The 15,732-nt window shown below is 65.5% G+C and carries 11 protein-coding genes; 9 read left to right on the top strand and 2 right to left on the bottom strand.

Features of this window, described 5'->3' with window-relative positions; genetic code table 11:
- Positions 1 to 133 precede the first annotated feature (133 nt).
- From ahcY to trxA, 8 genes are all read left to right on the top strand, one after another.
- Positions 134 to 1,540 carry an adenosylhomocysteinase gene (gene ahcY / locus E5222_RS06290; RefSeq protein ID WP_211196097.1) on the top strand — a complete coding sequence of 469 codons (1,407 nt, stop codon included), beginning with the start codon at positions 134 to 136 and terminating at the stop codon, positions 1,538 to 1,540.
- Between the two features lie 101 nt (positions 1,541 to 1,641).
- Positions 1,642 to 3,984, top strand: a complete 2,343-nt coding sequence (locus E5222_RS06295; RefSeq protein ID WP_136692816.1) for a PAS domain-containing sensor histidine kinase — start codon at positions 1,642 to 1,644, stop codon at positions 3,982 to 3,984.
- Positions 3,981 to 4,424, top strand: a complete 444-nt coding sequence (tsaE, locus tag E5222_RS06300; RefSeq protein WP_136692817.1) for a tRNA (adenosine(37)-N6)-threonylcarbamoyltransferase complex ATPase subunit type 1 TsaE — start codon at positions 3,981 to 3,983, stop codon at positions 4,422 to 4,424. Before E5222_RS06295 ends, tsaE begins: the two co-directional genes overlap by 4 nt.
- Positions 4,421 to 5,398 (top strand): aminoglycoside phosphotransferase family protein, encoded by a 978-nt coding sequence (locus E5222_RS06305; protein WP_136692818.1) that lies wholly within the window; start codon positions 4,421 to 4,423, stop codon positions 5,396 to 5,398. The genes tsaE and E5222_RS06305 overlap by 4 nt, the downstream gene beginning before the upstream one ends.
- Complete coding sequence (locus E5222_RS06310) at positions 5,395 to 6,126, top strand: nucleotidyltransferase family protein (RefSeq protein ID WP_136692819.1); 732 nt, start codon at positions 5,395 to 5,397, stop codon at positions 6,124 to 6,126. Before E5222_RS06305 ends, E5222_RS06310 begins: the two co-directional genes overlap by 4 nt.
- Positions 6,126 to 9,092, top strand: coding sequence for a PD-(D/E)XK nuclease family protein (locus E5222_RS06315; protein WP_136692820.1), 2,967 nt, complete (start codon positions 6,126 to 6,128; stop codon positions 9,090 to 9,092). The genes E5222_RS06310 and E5222_RS06315 overlap by 1 nt, the downstream gene beginning before the upstream one ends.
- A complete protein-coding gene (gene addA, locus E5222_RS06320; protein WP_136692821.1) occupies positions 9,089 to 12,550 on the top strand; it encodes a double-strand break repair helicase AddA in 3,462 nt (1,153 codons plus the stop codon). The genes E5222_RS06315 and addA overlap by 4 nt, the downstream gene beginning before the upstream one ends.
- Before the next feature lie 76 nt (positions 12,551 to 12,626).
- Positions 12,627 to 12,947, top strand: coding sequence for a thioredoxin (gene trxA / locus E5222_RS06325; RefSeq protein ID WP_136692822.1), 321 nt, complete (start codon positions 12,627 to 12,629; stop codon positions 12,945 to 12,947).
- Here the strand turns inward: trxA and E5222_RS06330 are convergent.
- Both E5222_RS06330 and argJ read right to left on the bottom strand, forming a co-directional pair.
- Positions 12,944 to 13,744, bottom strand: a complete 801-nt coding sequence (locus E5222_RS06330; RefSeq protein WP_136692823.1) for an inositol monophosphatase family protein — start codon at positions 13,742 to 13,744, stop codon at positions 12,944 to 12,946. The genes trxA and E5222_RS06330 overlap by 4 nt on opposite strands.
- An 8-nt stretch (positions 13,745 to 13,752) precedes the next feature.
- Positions 13,753 to 14,979 carry a bifunctional glutamate N-acetyltransferase/amino-acid acetyltransferase ArgJ gene (gene argJ / locus E5222_RS06335; RefSeq protein ID WP_136692824.1) on the bottom strand — a complete coding sequence of 409 codons (1,227 nt, stop codon included), beginning with the start codon at positions 14,977 to 14,979 and terminating at the stop codon, positions 13,753 to 13,755.
- A gap of 95 nt (positions 14,980 to 15,074) precedes the next feature.
- Between argJ and E5222_RS06340 the strand changes: the two genes are divergently transcribed.
- Positions 15,075 to 15,731, top strand: coding sequence for an energy transducer TonB (locus E5222_RS06340; protein ID WP_136692825.1), 657 nt, complete (start codon positions 15,075 to 15,077; stop codon positions 15,729 to 15,731).
- Position 15,732: the final 1 nt, after the last annotated feature.

Consider the following 15,732-nt stretch of genomic DNA (forward strand, 5'->3'; position numbering starts at 1 on the left):
GAGCCGCCGCAATGTGCAACCGAAAGGGCGGGGTTGTTACGCGGCGCGCACCTCATTATGTGCTGTTCCCGCAAAACGCGTTGCATGGAGCCCCGGCGACGCTTCACCCAACAGAGAGTCAGGAGAAGTGACCGTGGCCACTGCCGCTGCCGAAAAAGACTATATCGTCAAGGATATCAGCCTCGCCGAATATGGCCGGGACGAGATTGCCATTGCCGAAACCGAAATGCCGGGCCTGATGGCCACGCGCGAGGAATATGGTGCCTCGCAGCCGCTGAAGGGCGCGCGCATCACCGGATCGCTGCACATGACGATCCAGACCGCCGTGCTGATCGAAACGCTGGTGGCGCTGGGCGCCGAAGTGCGCTGGGCGACCTGCAACATCTTCTCGACGCAGGATCATGCCGCCGCCGCCATTGCCGACCAGGGCATCCCCGTCTTCGCGATCAAGGGCGAGAGCCTGGCCGAATATTGGGACTATGTCGGCAAGATCTTCGATTGGGGCGATGACACCACTGCCAACATCATTCTCGATGATGGCGGCGATGCAACCATGTTCGCCCTTTGGGGTGCGCGGATCGAAGCTGGCGAAACCATGCCCGAGCCGCAGAACGCCGAAGAAATCGAGATGCAGCGTGCGCTGAAGGAATTCATCAAGCGCAAGCCCGGCTACCTCACCGAGAGTGTGAAGAACATCAAGGGCGTCTCCGAAGAGACGACCACCGGTGTCCACCGCCTGTACTCGCTCGCCAAGGCCGGCAAGCTGCCTTTCCCCGCGATCAACGTGAACGACAGTGTGACCAAGTCGAAGTTCGACAACCTCTACGGCTGCAAGGAATCGCTGGTCGACGCCATCCGCCGCGCCACCGACACCATGCTCGCCGGCAAGGTCGCCTGCGTCGCCGGCTTCGGCGATGTGGGCAAGGGCTCTGCGGATTCGCTGCGCAATGGCGGCGCCCGCGTGATGGTGACCGAAATCGACCCGATCTGCGCGCTGCAGGCGGCGATGGAAGGCTATGAAGTCGTCACCATGGAAGAAGCGGTGAAGCGCTGCGACATCTTCTGCACCACCACCGGCAATGAAGACGTCATCACCGCAGAGCACATGAAGGCGATGAAGCCGATGAGCATCGTCTGCAATATCGGCCACTTCGACTCAGAGATCCAGATTTCCGCCCTCGACAATTACGACTGGAAGGAAATCAAGCCGGGTACGGACATCGTTACCTTCCCCGATGGCAAGCAGATCATCATCCTTGCCAAGGGTCGCCTGGTGAACCTGGGCTGCGCCACCGGCCATCCCAGCTTCGTGATGAGCTGTTCCTTCACCAACCAGGTGCTGGCGCAGATCGAGCTGTTCAATAATCCCGGGCAGTATGAGAACGACGTCTATGTCCTGCCCAAGCACCTGGACGAGAAGGTGGCGGCGCTGCATCTCGACAAGCTGGGCGTGAAGCTCACCAAGCTGAGCCAGAAGCAGGCGGATTACATCGGCGTTCCGGTGGAAGGGCCGTTCAAGCCCGAGCATTATCGCTACTGATACGCGTAACTGCGTGAAAACCGGCGGGCGGGGCTCCACATTCGTGGAGTCTCGCCCGTCTGCCATTGCATCGCCGCCCCCCCGGCAATAGCTGTCACATCATGGAACTCTCCCCATCAGCCATGGCGCTTGTCGGCCTGCTCCTCGCAGGCTGGACCTTCGGCGCCGTGTGGGTGGTGATCGCCGCGCAAAAACGCGCAAGACAGGCGCGGGCGGCGCGCTCGGCGGCAAGGCGCCTTGGGCGCATGATCGACGACTCCCCGGCCATTCCCATGCTTGTGCGCGGCGATGGGCGGATCGAGGGGCCGGAGAGGCTGGCAGCGTGGCTTGGGCTGTCCCGCATGCCGGGCTTCGTCAGCGAGCTCAACTCAGGCGATGCCGGGCTGATCGAGGAAGATCTCGAGCAATTGCGCGAGGCGATCCGGCGGACGCAGAAGACCGCAGCACCTTTCCGCATGGTCATCACTCCGCGCGGCTCCACCAAGAGCCTCGCCCTGCGCGGACAGCAGGCCGATCCTGCCGTCGCTCCTCCCGGATCCGCGCTGATCTGGTGGTTCGACTTCTCCGAAAGCCAGGGAGAACTCTCCCGCCTGCGTGCCGAAACTGCGCGGGCCCGCAACGATTTCGCCGCGCTTGTCGGACTTATCGAGGCCGCGCCCATGCCGATGTGGTTCCGCGGACCCGACATGAAACTGCGCCTCGTGAACAGCGCCTATGTCGATGCGGTCGAGGCCGAGGATGCGGCGACGGCGGTCGAAGAACAGGTCGAGCTGATCGAGCCGGTGGACGGCCTTTCGGCTGCGCAAGTGGCCAAGCAATCGCGCGACAAGGACCTGCCGGTGGAACGCATCGTGCAGGCCACCATCGGCAATCAGCGCCGCACCTTGCGGGTCAGCGACCTGCCGCTGGGCGAGGAGGGCGTGGCCGGTTACGCCATCGATATCGAGGAAATGGAAGAGCAGGCTCGTGCCCTGCGCGCCTTCCGCGAAGCGCAACGCTCCATGCTCGACCAGCTCTCTGTCGGTGTGGCGCAGTTCGATGCCGACCAGCGCCTGGCCTTCGCCAACCAGCCTTTCCAGCGCATCTTCGCCCTGCCTGCGGCGGCGCAACTCGACCCGCCCGATTTCGACCGCTTCCTCGACATGGCGCGCGACAAGGCGCGCCTGCCCGAAGTACGCGACTTTCCCGAATGGCGCGCCGAATTGCGCGGATGGTTCCTGCGCGATGCACCGCAGGAGGATGGCTGGACGCTGTCGGACGGCACGCATTTGCGTATCGTCGCGCAGCCCATGCCGGACGGATCGCTGGTGATGGTGGCCGAGGACCGCTCCGAACAGCTGGCGCTTTCAGCGATGCGCGACACGCTGCTGCGCACCCGGACCGCCACGTTCGACAGCCTGTTCGAATCGCTCGCCGTCTTTTCGCCCGATGGCCGTATGCAATTGTGGAACCGGCGCTTCCCGCAGGTCTGGGGCATCGACGAGGAATTCATGGACGAGCATCCGCATGTCGACGGCCTTCTCGATCGTATCCAGCAAGTGCTCGCACGCCCCGGCCAGCGCGCCGCGATCGGGGAGGTTGTGCGCTCCGCCACGCTCGATCGCAAACAACGCGGCGGACGGGTGCAGCTCGCCGACGGACGCACGCTGGAATTCGCCGGCGTACCGCTGCCCGATGGCAATGGGCTGCTGACCGTTCTCGACGTCACCGATTCCACCAAGGCCGAAGCCGCGCTGCGCGAACGCAATACAGCGCTGGAGGAAGCCGATGCGGTGAAGACGCGCTTCCTCGCCAACATGTCCTACGAATTCCGTACGCCGCTAACCTCGATCGGTGGTTTTGCCGAGCTGCTGCAGTCGGGCGTGGCGGGCGAGCTGTCGGAACGCGGCAAGGAATATGTCAGCGCCATTGTCGCCAGCGTGGAGCGGCTGACCGCGCAGATCGAAAGCGTGCTCGACCTGACGCAGAGCGAAGCGGGCCTGTTGCCTATCGCCACCGAGGAGGTGGACCTGCTCTCCTTCGTCACCACCGTGGTGCGCGAGCGCGAGGAGGCAATCGAGGCGAAGGATGTGACGGTCGACCTGCGCGGCGACAAGAGCGCAGGCCATGTGATGGCGGACCGCCGCCAGCTGAGCCGCGCTATCGGTAACATCCTCGACAATGCGATTGCTGCCGTGCCCGAGAAGGACGGTCGCATCCTTGTGATGCTGCAGCGGCGCACCAACAGCGTGCGCGTTGTGATTTCCGACAATGGCCCGGGCATGCAGCCGGGCGAGCTGGCCCGCGCGCTCGATGGCTATGGCTTGTCGGGCGATGGCAGCGGCACGGAAAAGCGCGGGCTGGGCCTGCCTTTGGCGCGCCAGCTGATCGAGGCGCATGGCGGCAGGCTGGATATCCAGTCCGAAAAGGGCGCGGGCACCACCGCGACCGTTATCCTGCCGTGATCGTCGACCTGCCGGACCTCGCGGCGATGGAAGCCTTCGGCGTGCGGATCGCGAAGCAACTCCGCGCGGGTGACGTCGTGGCGCTTACCGGCGGGCTGGGGGCGGGCAAGACCACGCTCTCTCGGGCCATTTTGGCGTCGCTCGGCCATGCGGGCGAAGTCCCGTCGCCGACCTTCACGATCATCGAGACCTATGATCCGCCTTCCGTCCGCTTGCCCGTGGTGCATGCGGATTTCTACCGCCTGGAAGACCCAAGCGAGGTGGAGGAGATCGGGCTCGACGATTATCGCGAGGGCGCGGTGCTGCTGGCCGAATGGCCCGACCATGCCGGCGGCTTCGCGCATGAGGCGGGCTGCCTTTCCATCGCGCTGGAAATCTGTGGTGAAGGGCGCAAGGCGATTGTCGAATGCGGGACCGATTGGCTAGGGCGGGAACCATGAGCGCAGAGCTGCCCGCGGGCGTCGAATCATTCCTGGAACAGGCCGGTTGGGGCGATGCGGATATCGTGCCGCTGCCCGGTGATGCCAGCTTCCGCCGCTATTTCCGCATCCATCGTGGTGACGAAACGGCCCTGCTGATGGACGCACCGCCCCCGCATGAGGATCCGCGGCCCTTCCTGCATGTCGGCCATTGGTTGATCGAACACGGCCACCATGCTCCCGCCATTCATGCTGAGGATGCCGCACGCGGCCTCGTGCTCATCGAGGATTTCGGCACGGACCGCATGCGTGATTGGCTGGACGAGAACCCGCAGGCAGAGGAAGCGACCTATGTCAGGGCGATCGATACGCTGGTGGAGCTGCACAAGTCGCCGCCGGGACCGTTCGAGCCCTATGACATGCCCACCTATCTGCGCGAGACGCGGCTGTTCACCGAATGGTTCTGCCCCGCCGCCGGTATGGAAGTGGACGAGGCGGGACACGATGCCGCCTGGGAAGAGGCGCTGACGCCCCTGCTGGATCGCCAGCAACCGGGTGTCACCGTGCTGCGGGACTATCATGCAGAGAACATCATGCTGCTGCCCGGGGGCGGGCAGGGCCTGATCGATTTCCAGGACGCGCTGATCGGCCACCCGGCCTATGACGTCGTCTCCCTGCTGCAGGATGCCCGTCGTGACGTCACGCCTGCGCTCGAAGCGGCTATGCTGGAGCACTATAAGGCCGCGACCGGGGTGGGCGATGAATTCGCCGCCGACTACGCGTTGCTGGGCGCGCAGCGGAACGCCAAGATCGTCGGCATCTTCACGAGGCTTTGGAAGCGTGACGCCAAGCCGCGCTACCTCTCCATGATCCCGCGCGTATGGGAAGCGCTGGAGCGCGACCTTGCCCATCCCGCGCTTGCCCCCGTGGCGTCATGGTTTGATGCCAATGTTCCGGCCGAATGGCGCGAGAGACGCGGTGGAGGCTTGGGATGAGCGCATCCGGGGAGAGGAAGCTGGCGTCGGACACGGCGATGGTGATGGCCGCCGGCCTCGGCAAGCGCATGCGCCCGCTCACCGCCACACAGCCGAAGCCGATGGTGCGCATCGCCGGCAAGCCGCTGATCGACCATGCGCTCGATCGCCTGGCCGAAGCCGGCATCGCCCGCGCGGTGGTCAATGTCCACTACCTCGCCGATGCGCTGGAAGCCCATGTGAGAGAGCGCAAGGCTCCCGAGATCGTGATTTCGGACGAGCGAACCTTGCTGCTGGAAACCGGCGGCGGCCTGGTGAAGGCGCAGGGCCAGCTCCCCGATCCCTTCTTTTGCCTCAATTCGGATAATCTGTGGCTCGACGGGCCGAAGAACGCTTTCGCCGATCTGTCCGCCATGTGGGATGCTTCGCGCATGGATGCGCTGCTTCTGCTGGTGCCGCACAAGGGCGCGAGCAATTTTGCCGGCAAGGGCGACTTCCACATGGATGCGCTGGGCCGCCTGCGCCGCCGCCGTTCTGGCCGGATCGCGCCCTACATCTTCACCGGTATCCAGCTCGTCTCCAAGCGCCTGCTGCGCGATGCGCCCGAGGGGCCGTTTTCTACGAACATCCTGTGGGATCGCGCAATCGAGGAAGAGCGGCTGTTCGGCTGCGCCTTCACCGGACGCTGGTTCGAAGTCGGCACGCCGCAAGCCATCGTTCCGACAGAGCTGGCGCTGCGCGAAGCCTGATGGCGGGCGCGCGGCCGGAGATATATTCCATCGCCGCGCATCGCGGCTTTGCCGATGCGCTGGTGGCGGGCTTGGTCCCGCGCTATTCGGAAGCCCACTTCGGCCTTGCCCGCACCACGCTGATCCTGCCCAGCGCGCGCGCCATGCGCACGATGGGGGAGGCCTTCATCCGTCATTTCGGCGAGCACGGGCAGCAGGGCCTGCTGATGCCGCGCATGGCGGTGGTGGGCGACCTTGATCTCGATGAAACGCTCGGCCCGCTGCTCGACAGCCTCGGCGCCGCGCTCGACGTGCCGCCCGCCGCCGATCCGACCTATCGCTGGCTGCGCCTTGCGGAACTGATCCGCAAGCACCGGGGCGACGGTGCGCCGGGAGAGGCGGGCCTGCTGCGCCTCGCTTTCACCATGGGGCAGGTGATGGACCGGCTGCTGGTGGAGGATATCGCTCCCGAGCAGCTGGTGAAGAAGGAAGTGCTCGACCTGCTGCCGGAGGTGTCGACCCACTGGATCCATGGGCTCAAGCTGTTCATGGCGGTGCAGGATGACTGGCTGGAGGAATTGCAGGAACGCGGCGAGGTCGATGCGGCGACCAGGCGAAACCTGCTGTTCGACGCGGCGGCACAGCGGCTGCGCGAGAATCCGCCCGCGACGCCGATCATCGCCGCCGGTGTCACCAGCGCCGCGCCCGCCTTGGCGCGCTTGCTGCGGGTGATTGCCGACCTGCCGCAAGGTGCGGTGGTACTCCCCGATCTCGACCTGTCGATGTCGCAGGAAGTGTGGGACGAGTTGGGAGAGGCCGACGGGCAGGGCGCGGAAACGCCCTTTGCGCGCGACGACGCGCTGACCCATCCGCAATATCATTTGAAGCTGCTGCTCAACCGCATGGGCGTCGCCCGTGCCGAGGTGGAGCCATGGCACCGCGCGGGACTGGGCAAGGGCCCGCCGGAGCGCAGCCATGCGATTTCCAGCCTGTTCCTGCCGCCCGAAGCGAGCAAGGCCTGGGCTGAACTGCCTTCCGAGAAACGCCGCCTCGCCGGTGTGCGGATGATGGAATGCGCGCATCCGGAGGAGGAGGCGCAGGCGATCGCCTTGCTGGTGCGGCAGGCGCTGGAGGAACCGGGCAAGCGCGTGGCGGTGATCACCCCCGATCGCGGGCTGGCGGGCCGGGTGGTGCAGCATTTGAAACGCTGGAATATCGAGGCGGACGACACAGCTGGCCGGCCGCTGGCGCAGACCCCGGCGGGCCGCGTGCTGCTGCTGCTGGCGGAGGTCGCGGCGGACCAGGCCTCACCGGTGGAGCTGGTGGCGCTGCTCGAACATCCGCTGGTCCGACGTGGTGAGCAGCGCGAGGCCTGGCTCAAGGCCGCCCGCGCGCTTGAACTGCGGCTGCGCGGCCCGCGTCCCGAACCGGGGCTGGAACCCCTGCGCGCGCTGGCCGTCGCCGCGGGCCATGGCGACTGGTGGCAGGAGGTCGAGACGATACTCGGCCCGCTGATGCTGCCGCCGGAGCAAAAGCTCGGCCTCGCCGAGGCGCTCGACTTGCTGGCCACTGCGGGCGAGGCCCTGTGCGGCGAGGACCTGTGGTCGCAGGAAGACGGCCGCACGCTGGCGCGCATGGTCGAGAACCTGCGCCTCCATGCGCGCGCCACCGAAACACGGCTCGCGGTCGAGGAACTGCCCGGTGTTCTGCGCGATGCAATGGACCGGGAGGCGGTGCGCCCTCCCTATGGCGGCCATCCGCGCATCGCCCTTTACGGCCTGCTCGAAAGCCGCATGACCCGCGCCGACCTCGTGATTTGCGCCGGGCTCAACGAAGGGACCTGGCCTGCCACGCCTGCTGCGGATCCGGTGCTGGCACCTGCCATCCTGCGCGTGCTGGGCGTGCCGGGAGCGGACTTCCGCATCGGCCTTGCCGCGCATGACCTTGCAGGAGCCCTGGGTGCGCCCGAAGTCGTGCTCAGCCGGGCGCAGCGCGACGCGGGCGGCCCCGTGATCGCCTCGCGCTTCTGGCTGCGCGTGCAGGCGCTGCTCGGGCGCGATCTGCTGCCGCGCTATATGGATGGCGAGATCGTGTCGATGGCGCAGGCGGTGGATGAGGGGGAGAGCCTGCCCGCCCATCCGCGCCCCGATCCCAAGCCAACAGCGGCACAGCGGCGCGAAAACCTCAGCGTTACCGCGCTCGACCGGCTGCGCAGCGATCCCTACCAGTTCTACGCGCAGAAGATCCTCAAGCTGCGTGAGCTCGACCTGCTCGATGCCGAACCCTCGCCCGCATGGCAGGGCACGCTCGCCCATGCGATCCTCGAACAATGGCACCAGGGCACCGGGACGCTCGAGGAGCTGGCGGAGCATCACTTGCACGAAATGCGCGCCCACCCGCTGATGCGGGCGCTGTGGCGGCCGCGGCTGATGAAGGCGCTCGAATGGATCAAGGCGCAGATCGAGGCCGATCCCGCACGCGTTCCCGTGGCGTGGGAGGTGGAGGGCGAGGTCACTTTCAAGGGCGTGACAATCACCGGCAAGGCCGACCGGATCGACCTGCTGCCCGACCGCAGCCTCGCCATTGTCGATTACAAGACCGGCTCTCCGCCATCAGGCAGGGAGGTGGAGGCGGGCTTTGCCATGCAGCTGGGTACGCTGGGCCTGATGGCGACGGAAGGCGCGTTCGGCGATGTGCGCGGCAAGCCTGCGGTGTTCGAATACTGGTCGCTAGGGAAGAGCGATACGAGCGAAACGGGCTTCGGTTATATCAAGACGCCGCTGAAAATCGGCAACAAGCGCACCGGGATCGCAGCGGACAAGTTCCTGCCCGAAGCACAGCGCTTCCTCACCGATGCCATCGACCGTTGGATCCTCGGCGAGGAAGGCTTCACCGCAAGGCTCAACCCGGCGGCCAAGGTCTATGCCGAATACGACCATCTGATGCGGCTCGACGAGTGGATGGGCCGCGAGGACGGCGACGCATGAGCGGCCGCGTCTTCTCCCTCAGCCGTCCGCAGGAACAGGCGGTCGATCCGCGCGACAGCGTGTGGCTCTCCGCCTCTGCGGGTACGGGCAAGACGCAGGTCCTTTCCGCCCGTGTGCTGCGCCTGCTGTTGCAGGAGGATGTGCGACCCGAACAGATACTCTGCCTCACTTTCACCAAGGCGGGCGCGGCGGAAATGGCGACGCGCGTCAGCGCCGTGCTCGCCAACTGGGTGCGGATGAAGGACACCGACCTTGCGGCCGACCTGATCGCCATCGGCGCGGACAACGATCCGGCCACGCGCCAGCGGGCGCGCACGCTCTTTGCCAGCGTGCTCGATTGCCCCGGTGGCGGCCTCAGGATCGATACCATCCACGCCTTTGCGCAATGGCTGCTTTCCGCCTTTCCGGTGGAGGCCGGGATCGAGCCGGGCACGCAGCCGATGGAGGACCGCGACCGCGAGATCCTCGCCCATCGCGTACTGGCGGACATGCTGGTGGAATGGGAGCGGGACGGCGATGCGGAGGCTATCGGTGCGCTCGAAATGCTCTCCGTCCGCATGGGTCCCGAAGGCGCGCGCCAATGGCTGATGCGCTGCGCCAATGCGCGCGAGGCATGGTTTGGCCCCTCGGCATGGCAACCGCCGATGCGCGAGCGGGTGGAGCGTCTGCTGGGCATTGGCGCGGGCGAAACGGTGGAGGACGTGGTCGCATGGTGCGCGGACGACACCTTCGACACCGCCGCTTTGCGCCGCGTGCATGATGCCTATGCCAGCTGGAACACCAAGAACGGCAACAAGTATCTCGCACCCATCGAGCAATGGCTTGCCGCCTCGCCGGAAGATCGCCTTGCCGGATGCGCCACGCTGGCGAGCACGCTGTTCAACGACAAGGGCGAGCTGAAGTATCAGAATTCGCTCCTCAAGCAGGACCCCGATATCGCCACCGTGGGGGAAGACCTGCTCGCCTCACTGCAAGTGATCGCCGCGAAGAAGGCGCTGTTCGACCTCGCGGACCTCGTCACGCCGGCTCTTGCCATCGGGCGGCGCTATGCGCTGGCTTGGGACGAGGCGAAGCGGCGCGAGGGGCTGGTCGATTTCGACGACCTTATCCGGCAGGCGGCCCTGCTGCTGGCCGACCGCGATATGGGCGAGTGGATCCGCTACAAGCTCGACCGGCGGATCGACCATGTGCTGATCGACGAGGCGCAGGACACCAACGAAGCGCAATGGTCGATCGTCGATGCGCTGACCGACGATTTCTTCACCGGCCTCGGCCAGCGGGGCGAGAAGCTGCGCACCATATTCGTGGTCGGCGACTACAAGCAGGCGATCTTCCGCTTCCAGGGAACCAGCCCGGAGAATTTCGCCGCGGCCAAGGCGCGCTACAAGGAATTGCTCGCCCAGCGTGAGGCCAATGCCATCACCATGCGCGCCAATATCGAGGCGCGGCCATTGCAGGAGATCGATCTCGACCGCTCCTATCGCACCGCGCAGGACGTGCTCGATTTCGTCGACGATGCGATTCACGCGATCGGCTCCGAACAGCTTGGGCTGAAGGAGACCGCGGAGGAGCATGTCGGCGACCGCGACCGGCCCGGCCTCGTCACGCTGTGGAACCCGGTTCTCGCCATCCCCGAGGATGCGGAAGAGGATGCCGATCCGGAAGGCCCCGAAAGCTGGATCTCCGCGCCTGAGCGGCGGATGGCGGACAAGATCGCGCGGCAGGTAAAGCAGTGGATGCATGATGGCTTCCCGCTGGTGAAGGGCGGCCATCGCAATGCCGGGCCGGGCGATGTGATGGTGCTGGTGAGGAAGCGCCGCGACCTTGCCGGGTTGATTGTCGCGCGGCTGCATGCGGCAGGCGTGCCGGTGGCGGGTGTCGACCGTTTGCGCCTCGGAGCGCCGCTGGCGGTGAAGGACTTGATGGCGGCGCTGCGCTTTGCCGCGCAACCGGCGGACGGCCTGAGCCTCGCCGCGCTGCTCGTCTCGCCGATCTTCGGTTGGAGCCAGCAGGACTTGCTCGACCACGGTTACCGCAAGGGCCGGATCAGCCTGTGGGATCATCTGCGCAAGTCGGACCATCCGCTGGTTGTCGAAACCCTTGCGATGCTGCGCGACCTGCTCGCCATTGCCGATTTCGAGCCGCCGCAAGCGCTGATCCACTGGATGCTGGTGGGCAAGTGGCAGGCGCGGCGCAAGCTGACCACGAGGCTGGGGAGCGAAGCGAACGATCCGATCGACGAGCTGCTCAATGCCGCGCTCTCCTACGCCGCCAGCCACACGCCATCCTTGCAGGGCTTCATCCACTGGTTCGATGCGGGCGAGGGCGAGCTGAAGCGCGATGCGGCGGAGGCGGGTGAGCTGGTGCGGGTGATGACCGTGCACGGTTCCAAGGGATTGCAGGCGCCCATCGTCATCCTGGCCGATGCGGCGGGCAATCCGCATACGTCCAGGACGCAGGGGCTGGAGCTGGAAGAGCAGCTTCCGGGCGGTGGCGGAAAGGCGATCCCGCTGCCCGATCTGCGCAAGGAGGAGAAGGCTGGCGCCATCCTCGAAGCCGAGGAGCAGGCCAAGGCCGAGGAAATGGCCGAACATTGGAGGCTGCTCTATGTCGCCATGACCCGCGCGGAGGAGGCGCTGTTTATCGGCGGCGCACTGGGCCAGCGCGAGAAAGCGCCCAACGAGGATAGCTGGCACGCGCGGCTTGCACCCCTGTTCGATGACGGTGCGCTGGACGATCCGATCTGGGGCGCACGGATGGAGCGGGGGGAGCGAGCGCCTGCGGTTCCTTCCGCCAAGGCCGAGAAGGACGCCGAGCGCCTCGAATTGCCCAAATGGGCGCGCACCCCCATTGGCCCCGAACCGCGCCCGCCGCGTCCGCTCGCGCCATCGGCTGCAGGTGAGGAGCAGGGCGCCGATCCGCCTCTGCCGCCCGAGATCGCCGCCACCGCCGCAAGGCGCGGCGTACTGATGCACAGCCTGCTCGAACGCCTACCTGATATTCCCGCTCAAGAACGCGCGGAGAAGGGCACGGCCTGGCTGGAACGCATGGCGGGCGAGTTCGACCCGCTGCAGCGCATGGAAATGCTCGGCAAGGCGCTGGCCGTGCTCGAAAGCCCGCAATGGGCGGAGCTGTTCGGTCCCGATGCGCTGGCCGAAGTGCCGCTCGCCGCGACGGTCGCAGGCCAGGTGATCGCCGGCACTGCCGACCGGCTGCTGGTCACCGAAAGCCGCGTGCTCGTCGCCGATTTCAAGACCGCGCGGCGGCCGCCTTCCTCGCTGGAAGACATGCCCGCCGCCACGATCCGCCAGATGGGTGCCTATGTCGCGGCGCTGGAGGTGATCTTTCCCGGCCGCGAAATCGGCGCGGCGGTGCTCTACACCCAGACCCCGCAGCTCATCGAAATTCCGGGGGATATCCTCGCGGCGAACAAACCGCGCTTGGCAGGGGTGCAGTAATGCTTTTGACAAGGATCATTGCCGAATTCGCGCGCAATCCTAAATTGGCGGCAACTCAGTTTCAGGAGAATATGTGATGGCCACCAAGACCGTTACCGATGCCAGCTTCAAGTCCGATGTCCTCGAAAGCGACAAGCCGGTCGTGATCGACTTCTGGGCCGACTGGTGCGGCCCCTGCAAGATGGTCGCCCCGGCGCTGGAGGAAATCAGCGAGGAACTGGCCGACAAGGTGACCATCGCGAAGATGGACATCATGGAGAACCCGGAAATCCCCGGTTCGCTGGGAGTCCAGTCGATCCCCTATTTCGTCGTCTACAAGAATGGCGAGAAGGTTGCCGAGCAGTTGGGCGCTGCTCCCAAGAGCGCGCTCAAGGGCTGGATCGAAAGCGTTATCTAACCGTCCATCGCATCGAGCCGCTTCGCCATGTCCTCCCACAGGGCTGGCGAGGCGGCTCCGATGAGGCCGGAATAGGGATCGTCGTCCACGCGATAGGGAGATCCGTCTGGCCGCGCGGCCTTGCCGCCAGCCTCGTTCAGCCACAACACGCCCGCCGCATGGTCCCATGCCAGCGTGCGTTCGAACAGCGAGACGTCGTTTTCGCCGAGGCCGAGCCGCGGATATTGTTCCGCCGCGCAATAGGGCACGTCGACCAGCCGGTAATGCGGGGCGATATGCTCCATCACACGGTCGCGCTTGCCCATATCCATGAACAGCAGGGAGATGGCCGCGACGGGGGAGGCTTCTCCGGTGGCGCGCGCATCCACTTTCTCGCCATTGACGAAAGCGCCCTTGCCGCGATGGGCGGTGCATAGCCGCCCAGATAGGCAGTCATAGATCCACCCTGTGTGCGCCTCGCCGCCCGAAGCCATGGCAAGGAGGATGCCGAAAGGCGGCTTGCCGGTGGCGAAATTGCGCGTGCCGTCAATCGGATCGACGATCCAGCAATCGCCGGACAGGCGATCCAGCACGCTCTTGTCCGCATGCGCCGCCTCTTCGCCCACGATGGGCAGGCCGGGGATGATCTTTGCCAGGCCCTCGGAAAGCATCTCCTCGCTCTCGCGATCGGCAACGGTGACGGGGTCATTGCCGCCCTTGTCCTCGACATCGCCATCCTTGAGGTTCTGGAACCGCTTAAGAATGACCTTCTCGGTCACTTCGCGCATCAGTTCCTCGACCGCAGCGTGAAAGGCCATGATATCGCTCACGAGCGGTAGTCCGCGTTGATCGCAATGTAGCCATGCGTGAGGTCACAGGTCCACACGGTCGCTCGCCCATCACCCAGGCCGATATCGACGGTAATGTCGATCTCCTGTCCCTGGAGGTGCTTCGCCACCGGCGCTTCGTCATAATCGGGGAGGGGCAAGCCGCTTTTCGCCGCCCAGATGCCGCCGAATGCGATGGAAAGCTTGTCCCGGTCCGCCGGTTCGCCCGCCTTGCCCACGGCCATGACCACGCGGCCCCAATTGGCATCGCCGCCCGCGATGGCTGTCTTCACCAGCGGGGAGTTGGCGATGGACAGGCCGATGCGGCGCGCGCTGTCATCGCTGGTCGCGCCTTGTACAGCCACCGAAATGAACTTCTGCGCACCTTCGCCATCGCGGACGACGAGGTGGGCCAGCTGGCGGCAAATATCCTCCATCGCGGCCATGAAGGCGTCCGCGCCCGGGCTGTCGCTTGAAGCGAGCGGCGCATTGCCCGCCTTGCCCGTGGCGAAGGCTAGCACCGTGTCGCTGGTCGAGGTGTCGCTATCCACGGTGATGCAGGAATAGGTCCGCTCATTCGCGGCGGAAAGGCATTGCTGAAGGAAGCCAGGCTCCACCGCCGCATCGGTGAAGATATAGCCGAGCATGGTCGCCATATCGGGCGCGATCATGCCGCTGCCCTTGATGATTCCGTTCAACGTCACGCGCGTGTCACCGATCATGGCGGACACCGTCGCGCCCTTGGCAAAAGTGTCTGTTGTTCCGATAGTTATCGCCGCATCTTCCCATGAGCAGGGAGGTCCAGACAGGGCATTCGCGACGCCCTCGCGCGCCTTGTCCTTGGGCAGCGGCACGCCGATCACGCCGGTGGAGGAGACGAGCACGTCCGCAGGCTCACAGCCCAGATGCCCGGCCACTTGCGCCATGATCTGCTCCACCGCCTCGCGACCGCGATAGCCGGTGAAGGCGTTGGAATTGCCCGCATTCACCACCAATGCACGCGCTTTGCCGCGCTTCACCTGCTCGCGGCCCATCTCAACTTCGGTCGAGCAACAGACATTCTTGGTAAATACGCCGGCAAGGACTGTTCCGTCCGCCAACTCCGCATAGGTCAGGTCGCAGCGATCCCAGTTCTTGTAGCGGGCCCGCGCCACGCGCAGGGTCACGCCCGCAATATCGGGCATGGCGGGAAAGGGCAGGGCGAGGGGAGAAGGTAGCAAATCCATGGGGAGGCGCATAAGCCCAAGCTAAGCGCGTTACAATCGGCTCCGAGACAGTTTGGCAATGTCGTGGTCAGCTTTTTGCGATATAAGAGAAGCCTATGTTTCGCGTGATCCTCGCACTGGCGTTGGGCCTGACAGGCTTGGCCTTTATTGCCCCTCCCGCTCTGGCTGAGGAAGCGGGTGCGGAGCAGAAATGTGGTCCGGCCAACTTTGATCGAGACGCCGAAAAGGCAGTTTGCATTAAAGTATCGGTCAACCTGGAAGGCCGTGCCACCGATTGCGAAGTGGCCATTTCGAGCGGTGATTCTGCCTTTGATCAGCAGAGCTGCGAAATGGCAGAGCAACGCGGACGCTGGCGGCCCGCGCTCGACAGCTCGGGACAGCCTGAGTTGCAGGACGCTTATCTGTGGCTTTCGGCGGGGTTGGATGGTGACCCAATGGCGCACCCGAAACAGCCTGCCATTCCGTATCGCTACCCGGCCCGCGCGCGGCGAAACGGCGAAGAGGGCGATGTCGGGATTGAGGCGACGGTTGGCCTTGATGGCCGGGTTCGCAGATGTGTTGTGACGCAATCGAGCGGTTCCGCGATCTTGGATGACGCCAGCTGTGCGCAGATGACTCGCTATGGGCGCTTCATTGTGCCGCTTGATGAAGCGGGTAATCCTACCGAGCAGACTTTCAGCCAGATCCTGCGCTGGCGTTTGTCCGAAGTGCCCACCGCGACTGGCGAAAACTCACCCGCGGTTCAGCCTTAAT

Source organism: Alteraurantiacibacter aquimixticola (assembly GCF_004965515.1).
Taxonomy (GTDB): Bacteria; Pseudomonadota; Alphaproteobacteria; order Sphingomonadales; family Sphingomonadaceae; genus Alteraurantiacibacter; species Alteraurantiacibacter aquimixticola.